Source organism: Psychrobacter sp., from assembly GCF_018260395.1.
In the GTDB taxonomy this organism is placed as follows: domain Bacteria; phylum Pseudomonadota; class Gammaproteobacteria; order Pseudomonadales; family Moraxellaceae; genus Psychrobacter.
Genome location: NZ_JAGLBC010000077.1, coordinates 1 through 11,776 on the forward strand (window position 1 = coordinate 1; position 11,776 = coordinate 11,776).

Annotated in this window: 21 protein-coding genes and 1 pseudogene; 21 read left to right on the forward strand and 1 reads right to left on the reverse strand. The window is 40.4% G+C overall.

Features of this window, described 5'->3' with window-relative positions; all coding sequences use genetic code 11:
- The first annotated feature begins 20 nt into the window (after nucleotides 1-20).
- The 21 genes and pseudogenes from rpsC to rplQ all read left to right on the forward strand — a co-directional run bounded on the left by rpsC (nucleotide 21) and on the right by rplQ (nucleotide 10,739).
- A pseudogene (rpsC, locus tag QZ265_RS06975) lies at nucleotides 21-822 on the forward strand (30S ribosomal protein S3).
- Nucleotides 762-1,175, forward strand: a complete 414-nt coding sequence (gene rplP, locus QZ265_RS06980) for a 50S ribosomal protein L16 (protein ID WP_296404729.1) — start codon at nucleotides 762-764, stop codon at nucleotides 1,173-1,175. The pseudogene rpsC and the gene rplP overlap by 61 nt, the downstream one beginning before the upstream one ends.
- On the forward strand, nucleotides 1,175-1,369 hold the full coding sequence (rpmC, locus tag QZ265_RS06985) for a 50S ribosomal protein L29 (RefSeq protein WP_296404731.1): 195 nt from the start codon (nucleotides 1,175-1,177) through the stop codon (nucleotides 1,367-1,369). Before rplP ends, rpmC begins: the two co-directional genes overlap by 1 nt.
- Nucleotides 1,369-1,644, forward strand: a complete 276-nt coding sequence (rpsQ, locus tag QZ265_RS06990) for a 30S ribosomal protein S17 (protein ID WP_296404733.1) — start codon at nucleotides 1,369-1,371, stop codon at nucleotides 1,642-1,644. The genes rpmC and rpsQ overlap by 1 nt, the downstream gene beginning before the upstream one ends.
- A 149-nt stretch (nucleotides 1,645-1,793) precedes the next feature.
- On the forward strand, nucleotides 1,794-2,162 hold the full coding sequence (rplN, locus tag QZ265_RS06995; RefSeq protein WP_007394238.1) for a 50S ribosomal protein L14: 369 nt from the start codon (nucleotides 1,794-1,796) through the stop codon (nucleotides 2,160-2,162).
- A 9-nt stretch (nucleotides 2,163-2,171) separates the two neighbouring features.
- Nucleotides 2,172-2,489: a 50S ribosomal protein L24 gene (rplX, locus tag QZ265_RS07000; protein WP_296404735.1), complete on the forward strand. Its 318-nt coding sequence runs from the start codon at nucleotides 2,172-2,174 to the stop codon at nucleotides 2,487-2,489.
- Nucleotides 2,490-2,510: 21 nt separating this feature from the next.
- On the forward strand, nucleotides 2,511-3,047 hold the full coding sequence (gene rplE, locus QZ265_RS07005) for a 50S ribosomal protein L5 (protein WP_296404736.1): 537 nt from the start codon (nucleotides 2,511-2,513) through the stop codon (nucleotides 3,045-3,047).
- Between the two features lie 12 nt (nucleotides 3,048-3,059).
- Entirely contained in the window at nucleotides 3,060-3,365 is a 306-nt protein-coding gene (rpsN, locus tag QZ265_RS07010; protein ID WP_296404738.1) for a 30S ribosomal protein S14, read from the forward strand.
- Nucleotides 3,366-3,377: 12 nt separating this feature from the next.
- Nucleotides 3,378-3,776 (forward strand): 30S ribosomal protein S8, encoded by a 399-nt coding sequence (gene rpsH / locus QZ265_RS07015; protein WP_296404740.1) that lies wholly within the window; start codon nucleotides 3,378-3,380, stop codon nucleotides 3,774-3,776.
- Nucleotides 3,777-3,985: 209 nt separating this feature from the next.
- Entirely contained in the window at nucleotides 3,986-4,519 is a 534-nt protein-coding gene (rplF, locus tag QZ265_RS07020; protein ID WP_296404742.1) for a 50S ribosomal protein L6, read from the forward strand.
- An 11-nt stretch (nucleotides 4,520-4,530) separates the two neighbouring features.
- Nucleotides 4,531-4,881, forward strand: coding sequence for a 50S ribosomal protein L18 (gene rplR, locus QZ265_RS07025; protein WP_296404744.1), 351 nt, complete (start codon nucleotides 4,531-4,533; stop codon nucleotides 4,879-4,881).
- Nucleotides 4,882-4,883: 2 nt separating this feature from the next.
- Nucleotides 4,884-5,381: a 30S ribosomal protein S5 gene (rpsE, locus tag QZ265_RS07030; RefSeq protein WP_296404745.1), complete on the forward strand. Its 498-nt coding sequence runs from the start codon at nucleotides 4,884-4,886 to the stop codon at nucleotides 5,379-5,381.
- A gap of 33 nt (nucleotides 5,382-5,414) precedes the next feature.
- Complete coding sequence (gene rpmD / locus QZ265_RS07035) at nucleotides 5,415-5,594, forward strand: 50S ribosomal protein L30 (RefSeq protein ID WP_011959727.1); 180 nt, start codon at nucleotides 5,415-5,417, stop codon at nucleotides 5,592-5,594.
- A complete protein-coding gene (rplO, locus tag QZ265_RS07040) occupies nucleotides 5,594-6,043 on the forward strand; it encodes a 50S ribosomal protein L15 (protein WP_296404748.1) in 450 nt (149 codons plus the stop codon). Before rpmD ends, rplO begins: the two co-directional genes overlap by 1 nt.
- Nucleotides 6,044-6,048: 5 nt before the next feature.
- Nucleotides 6,049-7,380 carry a preprotein translocase subunit SecY gene (gene secY / locus QZ265_RS07045; RefSeq protein WP_296404750.1) on the forward strand — a complete coding sequence of 444 codons (1,332 nt, stop codon included), beginning with the start codon at nucleotides 6,049-6,051 and terminating at the stop codon, nucleotides 7,378-7,380.
- Between the two features lie 62 nt (nucleotides 7,381-7,442).
- The gene (gene rpmJ, locus QZ265_RS07050; RefSeq protein WP_007394227.1) at nucleotides 7,443-7,559 is read left to right on the forward strand and encodes a 50S ribosomal protein L36; all 117 of its coding nucleotides are present in this window, start codon (nucleotides 7,443-7,445) and stop codon (nucleotides 7,557-7,559) included.
- 230 nt (nucleotides 7,560-7,789) lie between these two features.
- Nucleotides 7,790-8,146: a 30S ribosomal protein S13 gene (rpsM, locus tag QZ265_RS07055; protein WP_296404752.1), complete on the forward strand. Its 357-nt coding sequence runs from the start codon at nucleotides 7,790-7,792 to the stop codon at nucleotides 8,144-8,146.
- A gap of 20 nt (nucleotides 8,147-8,166) precedes the next feature.
- Nucleotides 8,167-8,559, forward strand: a complete 393-nt coding sequence (gene rpsK, locus QZ265_RS07060; RefSeq protein ID WP_296404755.1) for a 30S ribosomal protein S11 — start codon at nucleotides 8,167-8,169, stop codon at nucleotides 8,557-8,559.
- A 111-nt stretch (nucleotides 8,560-8,670) separates the two neighbouring features.
- A complete protein-coding gene (gene rpsD, locus QZ265_RS07065; protein ID WP_296404757.1) occupies nucleotides 8,671-9,312 on the forward strand; it encodes a 30S ribosomal protein S4 in 642 nt (213 codons plus the stop codon).
- 39 nt (nucleotides 9,313-9,351) lie between these two features.
- On the forward strand, nucleotides 9,352-10,359 hold the full coding sequence (gene rpoA / locus QZ265_RS07070; protein WP_296404759.1) for a DNA-directed RNA polymerase subunit alpha: 1,008 nt from the start codon (nucleotides 9,352-9,354) through the stop codon (nucleotides 10,357-10,359).
- A gap of 20 nt (nucleotides 10,360-10,379) precedes the next feature.
- Nucleotides 10,380-10,739, forward strand: coding sequence for a 50S ribosomal protein L17 (rplQ, locus tag QZ265_RS07075; protein WP_296404760.1), 360 nt, complete (start codon nucleotides 10,380-10,382; stop codon nucleotides 10,737-10,739).
- 176 nt (nucleotides 10,740-10,915) lie between these two features.
- Here the strand turns inward: rplQ and QZ265_RS07080 are convergent, their stop codons facing one another.
- Nucleotides 10,916-11,536, reverse strand: coding sequence for an L-threonylcarbamoyladenylate synthase (locus tag QZ265_RS07080; protein WP_296404762.1), 621 nt, complete (start codon nucleotides 11,534-11,536; stop codon nucleotides 10,916-10,918).
- Nucleotides 11,537-11,776 lie beyond the last annotated feature (240 nt).

Genomic DNA, 11,776 nt, shown 5'->3' on the forward strand with positions numbered 1-11,776 from the left:
TTAAGGTAGGAGAATAACTCATGGGACAAAAAGTACATCCAATCGGAATTCGTCTTGGTGTTGTAAAAAAACACAACGCTAACTGGTATGCAGACCCAAAACAATATTCTGAATTTTTACTTAACGATATACGAGTACGTGACTATCTTCGTAAGAAGTTAGACAATGCTATGATTAGCCATATTATGATTGAGCGTCCTACTGGCGCTGCAAAAATCACAATTTCAACGGCTCGTCCAGGTATCGTTATTGGTAAGAAAGGCGAAGACATTGAGAAGTTACAGAAAGAATTAACCAAAATGATGGGCGTACCAGCTCAGGTTAATATCGAAGAAATCACTTCTCCAGATTTAGATGCTCGTCTAGTTGCTGAAGGTATTGCAAGCCAATTAGAGCGCCGTGTAATGTTCCGTCGTGCTATGAAGCGCGCCGTACAAAACAGCATGCGTTCTGGTGCTCAAGGTATTAAAGTAGAACTGTCTGGTCGTTTAGGTGGTGCTGAGATCGCTCGTACTGAGTGGTATCGTGAAGGTCGTGTACCTTTACACACTCTACGTGCTGATATCGATTATGCATCAGTTCGTGCAGAGACTACTTACGGAACTATCGGTGTTAAAGTATGGATATTCCGTGGTGAAATTCTAGACGGTATGGATAGTGTTTATAATCCTCCTAAAGAAGACAAGACTCGTGCGCCAAAACGCCGCGGCCGTGGAAACCGTCGCAATTCAGACAGAGCAAACACAGATAGAGGTTAAGCTATGTTACAACCAAAACGTACCAAATTTCGTAAAATGCATAAAGGGCGTAACACGGGTTTAGCTCATCGTGGTAGCACTGTTGCATTTGGTCAGTTTGGCCTAAAATCAGTTGGTCGTGGTCGTATGACGGCTCGCCAAATTGAAGCCGCACGTCGTACTATTACTCGTAAGGTTAAACGTGGGGGTAAAATCTGGATTCGTGTATTCCCAGACAAGCCAATCACCAATAAGCCATTAGAAGTTCGTATGGGTAAAGGTAAAGGTCCTGTAGAATACTGGGTATGCGAAATCAAACCAGGTAAAATGCTTTATGAGATCGAAGGAGTTACAGAAGAATTGGCCCGCGAAGCGTTTACGCTTGCAGCAGCTAAGCTTCCCTTCAAAACTACCATTGTTAAGCGGACGATAATGTAATGAAGATCAGTGAATTACGAGATAAATCAGTAGAAGAGCTGACTGGATTACTAGATGAAAAGCAACTTGATGCTTTCCGTCTTCGTATGGCGAAAGCCACCGGTCAACTAGGTAGCACACACGAAGTTAGAGCCAATCGCCGCGCGATTGCTCAAATCAAGACTTTGATCAATGCGAAACAAAGAGGCGCCTAATGAGTAACGATATACAACAAACCGAAAGTGTAGGTATTGTTACTGGTAAGGTTGTCAGTAACAAGATGGATAAGTCTATTACAGTGCTAATCGAGCGTAAAGTTCGTCACCCACTCTATGGCAAACAGATCCGTCGTTCTACGAAAATTAAAGCCCACGACGAAAATAATGTCTGTAAAGAAGGTGACGTGGTTCGTATCGTTGAAACACGCCCAATCTCTAAGACTAAGTCTTGGAAACTAGTTGACGTTGTGGAAACAGCGGAAAAAATTTAAGCAAATTGCAATTGGTAATAATTACTGGTAAAATACGTCCCCTTTATGGCGACATACCAAATTAGTGAATACTTCATGTGATTTAAGTATTACATGAAGTTAATTCACCAGTATTGTTATTGCCTATTGTCTATGATTGGAGTAACGCGATGATTCAGACTGAAACAATTCTGGAAGTTGCAGATAATAGTGGTGCACGACGTGTACAGTGTATTAAGGTACTAGGCGGTTCACATCGTCGTTATGCCTCTGTAGGCGACATCATTAAAGTATCTGTTAAAGAAGCAATTCCACGTGGTCGTGTTAAAAAAGGCGATGTAATGAATGCTGTGGTTGTACGTACCAAAAAAGGTGTGCGTCGTCCAGATGGTTCAGTACTACGTTTTGATGACAATGCTGCTGTATTGCTAAACCAGAATAAAGCCCCGATTGCCACTCGTATCTTTGGGCCGGTAACTCGTGAACTACGTGGTGATCAATTCATGAAGATTGTATCACTAGCACCAGAAGTACTGTAGAGGTAACCCATGGCTAAATTACGTAAAGGCGACAGTGTTATTGTTATTGCTGGGAAAGATAAAGGCAAACAAGGCACTGTGCTAGCGGTAAAAAATGACCGTATCAAAGTTGAAGGCATCAACATTGTAACCAAACATCAAAAGCCTAATACGGCGACCGGTGTTGAAGGTGGCATTGTTAAGCAAGAAGCATTTTTACATATTTCTAACGTCGCAATTTTAAATGCGCAAACCCAAAAAGCTGATCGTATTACTTATCAGTTTGACGAAGACGGTAACAAACAACGTGTCTATCGTTCAAGCGGTGAAGTAGTGGCGACTGCGTAAAACACTAAGGGTGTAATAGCAATGGCTAGATTAAAATCATTATACAATGACAACTTAAAGCAACAAATTCAAAATGATTTGGGCTTAAAAAATGTCATGCAAGTACCAAAGATCACCAAAATTACTCTTAACATGGGTGTTGGCGGTGCTTCACAAGACAAGAAGCTTTTAGAAGGTGCCGTAGCGGATATGACTGCAATTGCAGGTCAAAAGCCGGTAATTACTAAAGCTCGTAAATCTGTCGCTGGCTTTAAAATTCGTGAAGAATGGCCAATTGGCTGTAAAGTGACACTTCGTGGCGAGCAAATGTATGAGTTTTTAGATCGTCTCATTGCTATTGCCATCCCACGTATCCGTGACTTCCGTGGCTTTTCTTCAAAAGCTTTTGACGGTCGTGGTAACTACTCGTTAGGTATTAAAGAGCAAATCGTTTTCCCAGAAGTTGATTATGATAAAATTGATCGCCTTCGTGGGCTTGATATAACTATCACGACATCTGCTCAGGATGACGAGCAGGGTCGCGCATTGCTTAAAGCATTCGGCTTCCCATTCAAATAGGAATAAAGCATTATGGCAAAAAAGAGCATGATTAATCGCGAGTTAAAGCGCGAGAAAATGGTTGCTAAGTATGCTGAGAAGCGTGCAAATCTTAAAGCAATCATTAGTGATATGAACGCAAGTGATGAACAAAGAATGGAAGCCATTCTAGAACTTCAATCACTTCCACGTAATTCGTCTCCAGTAAGACTACGTAATCGTTGTGGTGTAACTGGCCGTCCTCATGGTTACTTCCGTAAGTTTGGTTTATCACGTAACATATTGCGCGAACGCGTAATGCAAGGTGATGTTCCAGGCGTTCGTAAAGCCAGTTGGTAAGGGAGTAATACTATGAGTATGCAAGATACTGTTGCTGATATGCTAACCCGCATTCGTAACGCACAAATGGCACGTAAAGTTTCTGTTGCTATGCCTAGCTCTAAGTTACGCAAATCAATTGCTGACCTATTGCTTCAAGAAGGTTACATTGCTTCTGCACAAGTAACTGAAGAAGGTAATGGCAAAGCAACATTAAGTATTGATTTAAAGTATTTCGAAGGCAAACCTGTTATCGAAGTAATCAAACGCTATAGCCGTCCGGGTTTACGTCAATACCGCGGTAAAGATGCTATTCCATCGGTACAGCAAGGTTTAGGCGTTGCAATTGTTTCAACCAGTAAAGGTATTATGAGTGATCGTGCTGCTCGTGCTGCTGGTATTGGCGGTGAAGTCATTGCATTCGTAGCTTAAATCATATTTTATATTATTTAACTTTTTAAAATGCTATTAATAAGGTATAATGAGCGCCTTTATTTAGGCTCCTAGTTATCTATAATAGTTAAAAGCTTATGTAATATAGAGCTGATTATTCAAATTAACAGGCCTAGTGCCTGTTAATTTTTTCATAATCATTCGTTATTTATCTGTTATTAAGATTTATCTTATTAAGGAAATCTCCTATGTCTCGTGTGGCTAAAGCCCCAGTAACACTGCCTAAGGGCGTAAGTGTTGCTTTGAACGGTCAGCAGGTTGAAGTTAAAGGCACTAAAGGTAATATGTCTTTACACCTGCATGATTTGGTCGAGCTAAAACAAGAAGAAGATCAATTGGTCTTTTCACCTGTATCTGACTCTAAAGAAGCTTGGATGCACACTGGTACAATGCGTTCATTAGTGAACAACTTGGTACTAGGTGTTTCTCAAGGGTTTGAAAGAAAACTGCAGTTAATCGGTGTTGGTTATCGTGCACAAGTAGCTGGTAACAAAATAACCTTAAACGTTGGTTATTCACATCCAGTTGAATACATCCTTCCAGAAGGTGTTACTGCTGAAACCCCAAGCCAAACTGAAATCATTTTAAAATCAAATGATAAGCAGGCACTAGGTCAAGCTGCTGCGAAAATCCGTGGTTATCGTCCGCCTGAACCATATAAAGGTAAAGGTATCCGTTATAGTGACGAGCATGTGGTTCGTAAAGAAGCTAAGAAAAAATAAGGTGAAATGACATGTTTGATAAAAAATCTGCTCGCTTACGTCGAGCTAAGAAAACACGTGCCCACATCCGTAATCTGGGTGTGCATCGTTTAGTTGTTAACCGTACTCCACGCCATATGTATGCTCAGATTATATCTCCAACTGGCGGCGAAGTATTGGCTCAAGCTTCAACACTTGACGAAACCTTACGCTCTGGCGCTACCGGTAATATTGACGCAGCATCTGCTGTAGGCAAACTTATCGCTGAACGTGGAAAATCTGCCGGTGTTACTAAAGTTGCTTTTGACCGTAGTGGTTTTAAATACCATGGTCGTGTAAAAGCCTTAGCTGACGCTGCTCGTGAAAATGGATTGGAGTTTTAATCATGTCTAAAGTAGAGCAAAATGACGGTTTAGTAGAAAAATTAGTTTCTGTTGATCGTGTATCTAAAGTTGTAAAAGGTGGTCGTATTTTTTCATTCACAGCTTTAACAGTTGTCGGTGATGGTAATGGCCGTGTAGGTTTTGGACGTGGTAAAGCTCGTGAAGTTCCAGCTGCTATCCAAAAAGCACTTGAAGCAGCTAAACGCAACATGATCACTGTTGATCTTGACGGCGTTACTTTACAGCATCCAATTGTTGCCCGTCATGGTGCAAGTAAAGTATACATGCAACCAGCTAACGAAGGTACTGGTGTAATCGCCGGTGGTGCAGTACGTGCCGTACTAGAATCTGCTGGTGTAGAAGACGTATTGACTAAATGTTATGGTTCAACGAACCCAACTAACGTTGTACGTGCAACATTCAATGGTTTACGTGATATGTCGTCTCCTGAAAAGGCGGCTGCAAAACGTGGTAAATCTGTAGACGAAATCTTGGGCTAACCATTATTTAGATATTAAAGTAGGTGAGTTACGATGAAAACAATGAAAGTTACTCAAATTAAATCTGGTGCCCATCGCCTCAAGAGCCATAAAGCTTGTCTTATGGGCCTTGGTTTACGCCGTATTGGACATACAGTTGAAGTTGAAGACACGCCTTCAACCCGTGGAATGGTGAATCGCATCAATTACATGGTTAAAGTGGAGGAAGCGTAATGGGACTTAAATTAAACGAATTATCACCAGCTGTAGGCGCCAAAAAGACTGCACAGCGTAAAGGTCGTGGTATTGGTTCTGGCCTAGGTAAAACTGGTGGCCGTGGTGTTAAAGGTCAAAAGTCACGTTCAGGTTCAGGCGTTCGCCGTGGATTTGAAGGTGGACAAATGCCTTTATTCCGTCGCGTACCTAAGTTTGGTTTTACCAGCCAAATGGCTATGACAACAGCTGAAGTACGTCTATCTGAATTAAATAAGATTGATGGCGATGTAGTTAGCGTTGAAAGCTTAAAAGAAGCAAATATTATCCGTCATGACATGAGACGCGCTCGTATCATCTTGTCTGGCGAGATTACTAAAGCTTATACTTTTAAAGGTGTTAAAGTGACTAAAGGTGCTAAAGCTGCTATTGAAGCTGCCGGTGGCACAATTGAGGAAACTCAGGAGTAATATAAATGGCAAAGCAATCTGTGCCTACCTCTGCAATTCCGATGAATCCGCTTGTCTTTATTCGTAAGTATGATGAGCTATGGAGTCGCTTGTTGTTTTTGATGGGGGCGCTGGTTGTATACCGTTTAGGTTCACATATTCCAGTTCCTGGTATTAATCCAGTTAGCTTAGCTGAATTATTCTCTCGTAATGAAAATACTATTTTAAGCATGTTTAACATGTTTTCTGGTGGTGCATTAGAGAGAATGTCAATTATGGCGCTTGGTATCATGCCATATATCTCAGCTTCGATTATCGTACAAATGATGTCGGCGGTTTTACCATCGTTAGAAGCTTTGAAAAAAGAAGGAGAGTCTGGTCGTCGTAAGCTAAATAAGTATACGAGACAAGGCACTCTCTTTTTGGCATCTGTCCAAGCTATCTTTATGTGTACTGGATTAATCAGTCAAAACTTGACGTTATCCTCAGGGTTAACTTTTTATATACCTGCTGTAAGTTCTCTTGTAGCAGGCGCCATGTTCTTGATGTGGCTTGGTGAGCAAATTACAGAACGCGGTGTGGGTAATGGTATTTCAATGCTTATTTTTGCAAGCATTGTATCCAGTGTACCTGGTATGCTAGGTCAGTCTTTTGACATGGTAAAAAATGACCCTCAAAGTCTGATTGTACTTTTGGTATTTGCGGTCTTGGGTATAGCAGTAACTGCAGGCATTGTATTTATTGAAAGAGCGCAACGTCGTATTCCTGTGAATTACGCACAAAAGCAACAATTGGGGCGTAAAATTTACGCTGATCAACAGTCCCATTTACCGTTGAAAATTAATATGGCGGGGGTTATTCCTGCTATTTTCGCAAGTGCTCTGTTGATGTTTCCTGCAAGTTTAGGACAATGGGTGGGTAACTCTGCCGATCCTAGTGCATGGCAGCAATTTTTACAAACTTTATCGTTGGTACTAGCACCCGGTCAACCCTTATATTTGGTACTATTTGGGGCAATGATTATATTTTTCTGTTATTTTTATACGGCGCTAGTTTTTAGTCCTAGAGAAGTAGCTGAAAATTTGAAACGTAGCGGAGCCTATATTCCAGGTATTAGACCTGGTTTACAAACTCAGCGTTATTTAGATCATGTCTTAAATCGCTTAACCTTTATTGGTGCTATTTATATGACTGTGATTTGTTTAATGCCAATGCTATTACAGTCTTCATTTGGTATACCATTCCACTTAGGTGGGACATCACTTTTGATTATGGTCGTTGTGGTTATGGACTTCATATCCCAACTTCAAGCTCACTTAATGACGCATCAATATCATGAACAGACACTCATTAAATAAATACAAAGTTATTTAATCAAACTCGAAGTTATTTTATTAGTGCTGTTCAAAAGGAGAAAATTATGAAAGTTCAAGCATCAGTTAAGAAAATCTGTGGTAGCTGTAAAGTAGTCCGCCGTAAAGGCAAAGTACACGTTATCTGCAAAGCAGAACCACGTCATAAACAGCGTCAAGGTTAATTTTTTGTATTTCTAGGTAGTTTATAATACAAATACCGAATTAAACTTGAAAAATTATGGCGGATGAGCTATCATCCGCCACTTGCCGTCGTTTACTGATTTTTGTCTGTTTATTGTACTTTAAATGTCAAAACAAATGAAAAGCTGTAAATGGCAAAATCTGAAACATAAGTCTTCTATATTATTAATACTAAATTAGAGACTAATTTTTCATAATTGGAGAGAAATCAATGGCTCGTATTGCCGGCGTCAACATCCCGGATAACAAGCATGCAGTGATTTCATTGACTTATATCTTCGGTATTGGTCGTACTACCGCTTATAAAATTCTTGAAGCGGTTGGTATTGAACCTACCACCAAAGTAAGTCAATTAGATGACGCACAGCTTGATGCTATCCGTGCAGAAGTTGGTAACTTTATGACAGAGGGTGACCTACGTCGTGAAGTTTCAATGAATATCAAGCGTTTGGTCGATTTAGGTTGTTACCGTGGCATCCGCCATCGTCGTAATTTACCTGTAAGAGGTCAAAACACGAAGAATAACGCTCGTACTCGTAAGGGTCCGATTCGTTCAATCAAAAGATAATTAACTTAGGAAGCTAAAAGATGGCAAAAGACACCCGTGGTCGTAAAAAAACGGCACGTCGTTCGGTATCCGAGGGCGTAGCCCACATTCATGCGTCTTTTAATAACACCATTGTAACGATTACTGATCGTCAAGGTAATGCATTGGCTTGGGCCACCTCAGGTGGACAAGGCTTCCGTGGTTCACGTAAATCTACTCCATTTGCAGCTCAGGTTGCAGCTGAAGTTGCTGGTAAAGCAGCTCAGGAAACTTATGGTGTAAAAAATGTCGATGTTCTGGTTAAAGGTCCAGGACCGGGTCGTGAGTCTGCGGTAAGAGCTTTAGGTGCATTAGGTTATAAAATTAACAGCATATCTGATGTTACCCCAATCCCACACAACGGTTGCCGTGCGCCTAAAAAGCGTCGCGTATAAACTATTGTTACCATATTCTTTGTTTTAATAATAGCAAAGTTATGGTGTGTGAATTAAGACGAAATTACCGTTACAAGTTACTATTAAGACGTAACTCAAGGAGACACAAGCATGGCCCGTTATATAGGTCCAAAATTAAAGTTGTCGCGTCGTGAAGGTACTGATTTACAATTAAAATCAGGCGTTAAACCTTATGACGTTAAAACTAAGAAAGCAGGTCGCGTACCTGGCCAACATGGCAATACTCGTAATAAAGCTTCTGAATACTCGCTACAGTTACGTGAGAAGCAGAAAGTTAAGCGTATGTATGGCGTATTAGAGCGTCAATTCGCTAATTACTACAAAGAATCTGCTCGTGCTCGCGGTGCAACTGGTGAATATCTATTGCAAATGCTAGAGCGTCGTTTAGACAACGTAGTATACCGTATGGGTTTTGGCTCTACTCGTGCTGAAGCACGTCAGTTAGTAAGCCACCGTGCGATTATGATTAAAAAAGCTGGTCGTGATGAATTTGTTCGTGTGAACATTCCATCTATCCAAGTTCAAGATGGTGATGTAATCGCTATCCATGAAAAAGCTAAAGAACAGTTACGTATTAAGAATGCTATTGAACTTGCTACACAACGTGGTATCCCAGAGTGGTTAGACGTTGATCATAGCAAAATGCAAGGTACATTTAAGCAAGCTCCAGATCGTGTTGATCTACCTGCAGAAATCACCGAAAGCTTAATCGTTGAATTGTATTCTAAATAATCGCTAACAATAATTTGATTAACTAATCGAGGTGACAATATGATGCTAAATGCTACCGAGTTTCTGACCCCTAATGCCATTAATGTGGATGCGGTTGACGAAACCAATGCAAAAGTCACGCTCGAGCCGTTAGAACGCGGCTTTGGGCATACCCTAGGTAACGCCCTTCGTCGCATTCTTTTATCTTCATTGCCTGGTGCAGCGGTTATTGAAGCAGAAATTGAGGGCGTAGATCACGAATATTCTACCCTTGAAGGTTTGCAAGAAGATGTTTTAGATTTATTATTAAATCTAAAGGGTCTTGCGATTACTATGCACGATCAAAATGAAGTATTTTTGACACTAGATAAGAAAGGACCTGGTGTTATCACTGCGGCAGATATCGAACTGCCACATAACGTTGATATCGCTAATCCTGAATTGGTTCTAGGTACGCTAGGTGACCGTGGTCATCTAAAAATGCGCTTACGTGTGGTTATGGGCCGTGGTTATGAGCCTGCTAACCTTCGTCGTGAAGACGGTGACACTAAAGCCATTGGTCGTTTGAAATTGGATGCTAGCTTTAGCCCAGTTTCACGCGTGGCCTACCAAGTCGAAAATGCTCGTGTTGAACAGCGTACGGATCTAGATCGTCTTATCATTGAACTTGAAACCAATGGTACGATAGATCCTGAAGAAGCAATTCGCAAAGCAGCTACTATTTTGCAGCAACAAATCTCAATCTTTGTAGATTTGGAAGCAGAAGAAGCGCCAGAGCCTGTGAAAGAAAAAGAAGAGGTTGATCCTGTGCTATTACGCCCAGTAGATGACCTTGAACTAACGGTTCGCTCAGCCAACTGTTTAAAAGCTGAAAACATTTACTATATCGGTGATTTGGTGCAGCGTTCAGAAACAGAACTGCTTAAAACACCAAACTTAGGTAAGAAATCATTAACCGAAATTAAAGACGTATTATCGTCTAAAGGTCTTGAACTGGATATGCGCCTAGAAAATTGGCCACCAGCAGATCTACGTGTTGATGATCGTTTTTCTTATCGTAGCCGTTAAACTATTAAGGATATTTGACCATGCGACATCGTAAGAGTGGAGTTAAGCTGGGTCGCACCGGCAGCCATCGTAAGGCAATGTTCCAGAACATGACAAACTCACTGTTTGAACATGAACTGATCAAAACAACATTACCTAAAGCTAAAGAGCTTCGCCGCGTAGCTGAGCCTTTAATTACTTTGGCAAAAGAAGATTCTGTTGCTAATCGCCGTTTAGCCTTCAGCCGTATGCGTAATAAAGATATGGTTGGTAAGTTATTTGGTACTCTAGCACCACGTTATCAAGCGCGCCCAGGTGGATACGTTCGTATCATCAAATGTGGCAACCGTGACGGTGACAATGCACCAATGGCTTATGTTGAACTAGTAGATCGCGACTAATTTTAGTCGATTGTTAACTAGTATATTAGCTATAAAACACCTCAGTAAATTTATAAATTCTGTTTTTTAATAATTTATAAACTAACTGGGGTATTTTTATGCCTGTTTATTAGTGTATTTAATTTTATTTAGTGAACTTTATTCTTTTTATTCAATTCAATTTAGCCAACTATATTTTACTCAAATAGTTGACTGGCATCGCCTTCACCTTGACGAATTAATTCTGGCGGAACTACGGTCATATCCACAATAGTGGTCAGTTTGGTAGTGAGTACGCCTGCATTTATCATAATATCGAGGTTATTGCCTAGTTTGTCTTCGATGTCGAATGGATCATCTAACGCCAATGGCATTGCTGGCAGAATTAATGAGCTGGTTAAAATAGGCTCACCCATGGCTTCTAAAATCATTTGTGAGATAGGATTTGAAGGAACTCTAATACCAATGGTCTTTTTCTTAGGATGAGACAGTTTTTTGGGTACATCTTTAGTAGCATTTAAGATGAATGTAATTGGAGCTGGGGTACATGCTTTTAGTAACTTAAATTGTTGGTTGTTCACTGTAGCATAAGTTGCAATTTCACTTAAATCGCGGCACAGTAGGGTGAACTGATGTTTGTCATCAAGCTGACGAATTTGACGAAGCTTTTCAAGGGCGTCTTTAGAACCTATTTTACAACCAAAAGCATAACTGGTGTCGGTGGGGTAAACGATGAGTTGGTCGCGATTCAAAGCGTCTACAGCTTGGCTAATTAGTCTAGGCTGAGGATTATCTGGATGAATGTATAAAGTTTGCATAGTATGCCTTCCTGTTTATTTTTATAAGTGCTGTATGAATGAATGCTAAATCTATTTATGCTGTATCAATGATTGGAATGCTAATAAGAGTTAAATAACACCATTAAACAGGGATAATCAAATAATGAGAACAAATAATATGAATAAAACTAAAGGCTATATAATATCATGACATATAAAGGCTAACGCTGTTAACAGAGTTTTTGCATCTGAAGGTAACTTTTGTGGATCATTAATATA

Bases quoted from the DNA above. Each gene is read 5' to 3' on its own strand.
- QZ265_RS07080 (WP_296404762.1), bottom strand. From the start codon at position 11,536: ATGCAAACTTTATACATTCATCCAGATAATCCTCAGCCTAGACTAATT.
- rpsN (WP_296404738.1), top strand. From the start codon at position 3,060: ATGGCAAAAAAGAGCATGATTAATCGCGAGTTAAAGCGCGAGAAAATG.
- rplO (WP_296404748.1), top strand. From the start codon at position 5,594: ATGGGACTTAAATTAAACGAATTATCACCAGCTGTAGGCGCCAAAAAG.
- rplX (WP_296404735.1), top strand. From the start codon at position 2,172: ATGGCTAAATTACGTAAAGGCGACAGTGTTATTGTTATTGCTGGGAAA.
- rpmJ (WP_007394227.1), top strand. From the start codon at position 7,443: ATGAAAGTTCAAGCATCAGTTAAGAAAATCTGTGGTAGCTGTAAAGTA.
- rpsE (WP_296404745.1), top strand. From the start codon at position 4,884: ATGTCTAAAGTAGAGCAAAATGACGGTTTAGTAGAAAAATTAGTTTCT.
- rpsH (WP_296404740.1), top strand. From the start codon at position 3,378: ATGAGTATGCAAGATACTGTTGCTGATATGCTAACCCGCATTCGTAAC.
- rpsM (WP_296404752.1), top strand. From the start codon at position 7,790: ATGGCTCGTATTGCCGGCGTCAACATCCCGGATAACAAGCATGCAGTG.
- rpmD (WP_011959727.1), top strand. From the start codon at position 5,415: ATGAAAACAATGAAAGTTACTCAAATTAAATCTGGTGCCCATCGCCTC.
- rplQ (WP_296404760.1), top strand. From the start codon at position 10,380: ATGCGACATCGTAAGAGTGGAGTTAAGCTGGGTCGCACCGGCAGCCAT.
- rpsQ (WP_296404733.1), top strand. From the start codon at position 1,369: ATGAGTAACGATATACAACAAACCGAAAGTGTAGGTATTGTTACTGGT.
- rplN (WP_007394238.1), top strand. From the start codon at position 1,794: ATGATTCAGACTGAAACAATTCTGGAAGTTGCAGATAATAGTGGTGCA.
- rpsD (WP_296404757.1), top strand. From the start codon at position 8,671: ATGGCCCGTTATATAGGTCCAAAATTAAAGTTGTCGCGTCGTGAAGGT.
- rplE (WP_296404736.1), top strand. From the start codon at position 2,511: ATGGCTAGATTAAAATCATTATACAATGACAACTTAAAGCAACAAATT.
- rpsK (WP_296404755.1), top strand. From the start codon at position 8,167: ATGGCAAAAGACACCCGTGGTCGTAAAAAAACGGCACGTCGTTCGGTA.
- rplP (WP_296404729.1), top strand. From the start codon at position 762: ATGTTACAACCAAAACGTACCAAATTTCGTAAAATGCATAAAGGGCGT.
- rpmC (WP_296404731.1), top strand. From the start codon at position 1,175: ATGAAGATCAGTGAATTACGAGATAAATCAGTAGAAGAGCTGACTGGA.
- rpoA (WP_296404759.1), top strand. From the start codon at position 9,352: ATGATGCTAAATGCTACCGAGTTTCTGACCCCTAATGCCATTAATGTG.
- rplF (WP_296404742.1), top strand. From the start codon at position 3,986: ATGTCTCGTGTGGCTAAAGCCCCAGTAACACTGCCTAAGGGCGTAAGT.
- rplR (WP_296404744.1), top strand. From the start codon at position 4,531: ATGTTTGATAAAAAATCTGCTCGCTTACGTCGAGCTAAGAAAACACGT.
- secY (WP_296404750.1), top strand. From the start codon at position 6,049: ATGGCAAAGCAATCTGTGCCTACCTCTGCAATTCCGATGAATCCGCTT.